4 protein-coding genes are annotated in these 3,313 nt (G+C 63.4%); all 4 read right to left on the bottom strand.

Annotation, left to right across the window (positions count from 1 at the left end):
- A partial coding sequence (locus WA702_RS23135) for an ATP-binding cassette domain-containing protein (RefSeq protein ID WP_425112883.1) occupies nucleotides 1–274 on the bottom strand: 274 nt, incomplete at its 3' end.
- A 31-nt stretch (nucleotides 275–305) separates the two neighbouring features.
- Nucleotides 306–1,127 carry an ABC transporter permease subunit gene (locus tag WA702_RS23130; RefSeq protein ID WP_425112882.1) on the bottom strand — a complete coding sequence of 274 codons (822 nt, stop codon included), beginning with the start codon at nucleotides 1,125–1,127 and terminating at the stop codon, nucleotides 306–308.
- Nucleotides 1,124–2,293, bottom strand: a complete 1,170-nt coding sequence (gene ssuD / locus WA702_RS23125; protein ID WP_425112881.1) for an FMNH2-dependent alkanesulfonate monooxygenase — start codon at nucleotides 2,291–2,293, stop codon at nucleotides 1,124–1,126. Before ssuD ends, WA702_RS23130 begins: the two co-directional genes overlap by 4 nt.
- Nucleotides 2,294–2,545: 252 nt before the next feature.
- A partial coding sequence (locus tag WA702_RS23120) for an LLM class flavin-dependent oxidoreductase (protein ID WP_425112880.1) occupies nucleotides 2,546–3,313 on the bottom strand: 768 nt, incomplete at its 5' end.

Here is a 3,313-nt window from a genome sequence, read left to right as displayed (position 1 = left end):
TGTCGAGGCCCGCGATCAGCCGCAGCAGCGTGCTCTTGCCGCAACCGGAGCGACCGACGATCGCGACGAACTGACCGGCCGGGATGTGCAGGTCGATACCGCGCAGCACCTCATTGTCGCCGAACGACTTGCGGAGGTCCCGGATGGTGAGCGGCAGCCCGCGTGACTCCGTGGGCGTCGGCGTGCCGCGCAGGACCTCAGCCTGCGGGACGAAATCGGGACGATCGACGACCTCGGCGTCGGACAGAGAAGAGAAGCGAAGTGTCTGTTGCATGAAATCTGAGCCCTTGCCTCAAGCCTTTGCCTCAAGCCTTGCTGAACGCCGGATGCCAGGACAGGGTCAGCCGCTCCAGCGCGCGCGAGGCGCTGTCGGCGAGCTTGCCCAGCAGGGCGTAGATCAGGATCGACAGCACGACGACGTCGATCTGCATGAACTCACGAGCCTGCATCGCCATGTAGCCAAGCCCCGATGACGCCGCGATGGTCTCGGCGACGATCAGTGTCAGCCACATGATGCCGAGTGCAAAGCGCAGGCCGACGAAGATCGAGGGCAGCGCGCCCGGAAAGATGACGCGGCGAAACAGCTCGCCATCGGTCATGCCGTAGACGCGGCCCATCTCGATCAATTGCGAGTCGACGGTGCGGATGCCGTGCAGGGTGTTGAGATAGACCGGGAAGAATACGCCGAGCGCCACCAAGAACAGCTTTGCGCTCTCGTCGATGCCGAACCAGAGGATGACGAGCGGGATCAGAGCGAGGTGCGGAATATTGCGCACCATCTGCAAGGTGGTGTCAGTCAGCTTCGCCGACAGCTCCGACAGGCCGTTGGCGAGGCCGAAGGCGAAGCCGACGCCGCCGCCGATCAAAAAGCCGATGCTGGCGCGCCAGAAGCTGACCCAGATGTTCTGCACCAGCTCACCCGACAGCAGCAATCGCCAGCCGGCGCGGGCAACCTCGCTCGGCGCCGGCAGAACGCGCACCGGCAGCAGGCCGGCGACGCTGGTGGCCTGCCAGATCAAGAGAATTGCGAGCGGCACCAGCCATGGAATCAGGCCATCTGCTTTTGGAAGACGAAGCTTGCGCGGTCGCGGCAGGCGTTCGGTCGCTCTTCTTTCGATCACGCTCATGATTGGGAGGCCCTCTTCAGCGGCACCTGCTCATTCGCAATCGTCTCGCCGAACGGACCGGCGTTCGCACGCAGCCGGGTCACGTTGCCTGGCTGCTCCAGCGCAAGCAGCGGGAACACCAGCTCGGCAAAGCGATACGCTTCATCGAGATGAGGGTAACCGGATAGGATAAAAGTGTCGATGCCGAGATCCTGATATTCCTTGATCCGCGCCGCCACCGTCTGCGGATCACCGACCAGCGCTGTGCCGGCGCCGCCGCGCACGAGACCGACGCCCGCCCACAGATTTGGGCTGATTTCCAGCCTGTCGCGACGACCATTGTGCAACTGTAACATGCGCTGCTGGCCGACCGAGTCCATCCGCGCGAAGATCTTCTGCGCGGACGCAATGGTTTCATCCGTAACATGCTTGATCAGATCGTCGGCCGCAGCCCACGCCTCCGCGTTGGTCTCGCGGACAATCACGTGCAGCCGGATGCCAAAGGAGAGCTTGCGGCCGCGCTGATCGGCGACGGCCCTGACCTTGGCGATCTTGCCGGCGACATCCGCCGGCGGCTCGCCCCAGGTGAGATATTTGTCGACGGTGTCGACCGCCACGTCGATGCCGGCATCCGACGAGCCGCCGAAGAACAGCTTTGGCCGCGGCGACTGCACCGGCGGGAACAGCAGGCGCCCATCCTCGATCTTGATGTGCTTGCCGGTGAAGTTCACGGTCTTGCCGGCGAGCAGATCGCTATAGACGTCGAGGAATTCGCGCGTCACCTCGTAACGCTCATTGTGCGGCAGGTAGATGCCATCGCCCTTGTTCTCGACCGGATCGCCACCAGTGACGACGTTGATCAAGAGCCGACCATTGGTGACGCGGTCGAGCGTCGCCGTCATACGCGCCGCCACGCTCGGCGACTGCAGCCCCGGACGCACCGCGACCAGATAGTTCAAGCGCTCGGTGAATGGGGCCACCGCGGATGCCACGACCCAGGAGTCCTCGCAGCTTCGGCCGGTCGGCAACAACACGCCGTAATAGCCGAGCTGATCGGCGGCCTGCGCCACCTGGCGCAGATAGTTGAAATTGACCTCGCGCGCGCCGGCCGAAGTGCCGAGATAACGGCCGTCGCCGTGGGTCGGCAGGAACCAGAGGATATTGGCTTTGGATGCGTCCTGACTCATATCTCTTCTCTCACGAACTAGACGTCAGAACAGCGGTGGCGCCAGATGGACGGCGTCCGTTCCACAGACCTAACCTGTTGCAACGGAAGAGATGATGGTGATCAGCGAAACGCCTGTCGAGCGGTCCGGAAAAATAGCGATAACGCCACTCCCGCGACACTGCCGCAAGGCACGTTTGTTTCGACGCGCGACCATGGCGGGGTGAAAATTTTCGCGGCCTCGCCAGTGTGATCACGCGATCTCACGAGATGATCACCCGGCTGCGCGGACGCTTTGCGGATTCACGCTTAACGCCAGCTTGCCGTAGCGGTCGGTGAAAGCGGCGGTATCGATCTCTTCGAGCTTGATGTCGCCGCTCATCACGCCCTGCTTCCAGGCGTCGTGCTCGGGATCGTGCTCGAACTCCGGCAGCACCTCGCGCGCGAACAATTCGAGCGACTCGCAAATATGTTCATGGGTGTTCTTGCCGGCCTGGTTGAGCAGGATCACCTGGTCGATATGCGACGCGCGGAATCGCCGGAGCTTTTTGCGAATCGTCTCCGGCGATCCGATCAGGCCGCCGCGCAGCGCCGCCTCCTGCGCTTCAGGATTGTCGCGCTTCCATTTGTTGTACTCGTCCCACATGTTGACCGCGCCGGGCGCCGGACGCTGCCGGTTCTGCGACGCGCCGTAGTAGCGCAGCGCGAACTGGAAGAAGGTGGCGCCATCGGCCCGCCGCCGCGCCTCCTCATCCGTCTTCGCGCACATGAAGAACGAGACCAGCTCCATGTTCGGATTGATCTCGTAGTCGGCGAGCTTGTTCAGCCGCTTGGTGATGGCGTTGTAGTAGGCGTGCACCCAGGCGTGCGCTGCGTCGGCGCTGACGAACTGGAAGCCGAGCGCACCGAAACCGTTCTGGCCCGCGCGTTCGATGGTCGGCAGTTGCGAGCACGCCATCCACAGCGGCGGATGCGGTTTCTGCACCGGCTTCGGCACCACGTTGCGCAGGGGAATGTCGAAATACTTGCCGTGATGCTCGGT

It is taken from the genome of Bradyrhizobium sp., from assembly GCF_049798375.1.
Lineage (GTDB): Bacteria > Pseudomonadota > Alphaproteobacteria > Rhizobiales > Xanthobacteraceae > Bradyrhizobium.
This window is presented reverse-complemented; position numbering and strand designations above follow the sequence as displayed.

Excerpts from the sequence above, each read along its gene's own strand:
- WA702_RS23130 (WP_425112882.1), bottom strand. The coding sequence starts at position 1,127 with ATGAGCGTGATCGAAAGAAGAGCGACCGAACGCCTGCCGCGACCGCGC.
- ssuD (WP_425112881.1), bottom strand. The coding sequence starts at position 2,293 with ATGAGTCAGGACGCATCCAAAGCCAATATCCTCTGGTTCCTGCCGACC.